Origin of the sequence: Streptomyces sp. URMC 126 (assembly GCF_051386555.1) — a bacterium.
Classification (GTDB): Bacteria; Actinomycetota; Actinomycetes; order Streptomycetales; family Streptomycetaceae; genus Streptomyces.
The window spans coordinates 1-1,864 of record NZ_JBPQTX010000572.1 but is presented as its reverse complement, the minus strand read 5'-3'; the positions used below and the strand labels follow the sequence as shown (position 1 = coordinate 1,864).

Sequence of the window (1,864 nt, the reverse complement as noted above, 5' to 3'; positions counted from 1 at the left end):
GGGCCACCCCCCCAACCCGCCCCCCACGCGTCACACGTCAGGCGACGATCAGATAGATCCCGTACCCGACAGCCGCCGCGCACACGGCGAACGCCACGTAAGCCCCCATCCGCGCCCCCGCGGAAGCGGACCCGCCGTCCCGCGACGACGACGTCCCCACGATCCCGAGCGTGAAGGCCCCCACGAGCCCCACCGTCATCACGAGACTGACCCCGAAGACCTGACCAAGAGCTGCCCAGTCGATGTTCATGCGAAGGTCCTCAGCTGGTCACGGCCACGGCCGGAGCGGCCGGGGCGGGGGTGGGCTCGGGGGTGACGGCCGAGGGAGCGGCCACCGGGGCCGCCGGCGGCGGCGCGACGGCCTGGAGGGCGGCGGTGACGACGCCCACCGGCTCGGCGGCGGCCGGAGAAGGCGAGGCGGCCGCGTCGTCCGGAGTCACGGGCTTGCGCCGCGACACCAGCCAGATCGCCCCGCTCACGGCCAGCCCGAGGACGGCCACCGAGGCCACACCCCAGTCGCCCTGGTCGGCGAGGAGCGCCGCACCGGCCGCGACCAGTCCGGCCGCCGGCAGCGTGAGGCACCAGGCGATCACCATGCGGCCGGCGGTCGACCAGCGCACGACGCCGCCCTTGCGGCCCAGGCCCGCGCCCATGATCGAGCCGGAGCAGACCTGCGTGGTGGAGAGCGCGAAGCCGATGTGCGAGGAGGCGAGGATGACGGTCGCGGCACCGGTCTGGGCGGCGAAGCCCTGCGCCGGGCGGATGTCGGTGAGGCCCTTGCCGAGGGTCTGGATGATGCGCCAGCCGCCGAGGTAGGTGCCGAGCGCGATGGCCAGGCCCGCCGAGACGACGACCCACAGCGGCGGGTCGGAGTGCGGGGCGACGACGCCGCCGGTGACCAGCGCGAGCGTGATCACGCCCATGGTCTTCTGCGCGTCGTTGGTGCCGTGCGCCAGCGAGACCAGCGCGGCGGAGGCGATCTGACCGGCGCGGTAGCCCTTGGCCGTGTCGGCCTCGTCGCGGTTCCGCGCCAGGCGGTAGGTGAGCTTGGTCGCGGCCCAGGCCGAGATGCCGGCCACGAGCGGCGCGGCCACCGCCGGGATCAGGACCTTCATGACGACCTTGTCGCCGTTGACCGCGTCGAAGCCGACGGAGGCGACGGTCGCGCCGATCAGGCCGCCGAAGAGGGCGTGCGACGAGCTGGAGGGCAGGCCGGCCAGCCAGGTCAGCAGGTTCCAGACGATGGCGCCGACCAGACCGGCGAAAATCACCTCTGGTCGGATTCCGGCGGTCTCGTCGATGATGCCTCCGGAGATCGTCTTGGCGACCTCCACGGAGAGGAACGCGCCGACGAGGTTGAGCACCGCCGACATCGCCACCGCTGCCTTGGGCTTGAGTGCCCCGGTGGAAATGGTGGTGGCCATCGCGTTGGCCGTGTCGTGGAAGCCGTTCGTAAAGTCGAACACCAAGGCCGTGACGATCACGATCCCGATGAGAAGCGTGATGTGTTCCATTCACCCAGGCAATCAGTCCGGTGGTCAGTACGCCGCGACGGTAAGGACTCCGGGTGAACGGAAGGTGAACTGGGGCGGGATCCATGGTGACGCGAACCGGAGGGGGTCGTCGATGAAACACCGGACGGACGAGGGGACGATCTCCCGGATCAGGGCGGAGGTGCTGGCCACGGCCCGGAGGACGGTCGCGGACGGCCTGGTCGTGGGCACCTCGGGGAACGTCTCCGCCCGGGTCGGCGACGTGGTCCTCGTCACGCCGAGCGGGGTGCCGTACGACCGGCTGCGCCCGGAGGACGTGGTCGCCGTCGGTCTCGACGGCCGCCCCGCCCCCGGCGCCCCCGCCGGGGACC

3 protein-coding genes are annotated in these 1,864 nt (G+C 72.5%); 1 reads left to right on the top strand and 2 read right to left on the bottom strand.

Annotation, left to right across the window (positions count from 1 at the left end; translation table 11 throughout):
- Positions 1-37: 37 nt before the first annotated feature.
- Both ACSNOK_RS32800 and ACSNOK_RS32795 read right to left on the bottom strand, forming a co-directional pair.
- Complete coding sequence (locus ACSNOK_RS32800) at positions 38-250, bottom strand: hypothetical protein (RefSeq protein WP_436784437.1); 213 nt, start codon at positions 248-250, stop codon at positions 38-40.
- 10 nt (positions 251-260) lie between these two features.
- Positions 261-1,514: an anion permease gene (locus ACSNOK_RS32795; protein ID WP_436784436.1), complete on the bottom strand. Its 1,254-nt coding sequence runs from the start codon at positions 1,512-1,514 to the stop codon at positions 261-263.
- Positions 1,515-1,626: 112 nt separating this feature from the next.
- Here ACSNOK_RS32795 and ACSNOK_RS32790 point away from each other — a divergent pair.
- Positions 1,627-1,864 (top strand): class II aldolase/adducin family protein (locus ACSNOK_RS32790; protein WP_436784435.1); only part of this gene is annotated, 238 nt, incomplete at its 3' end.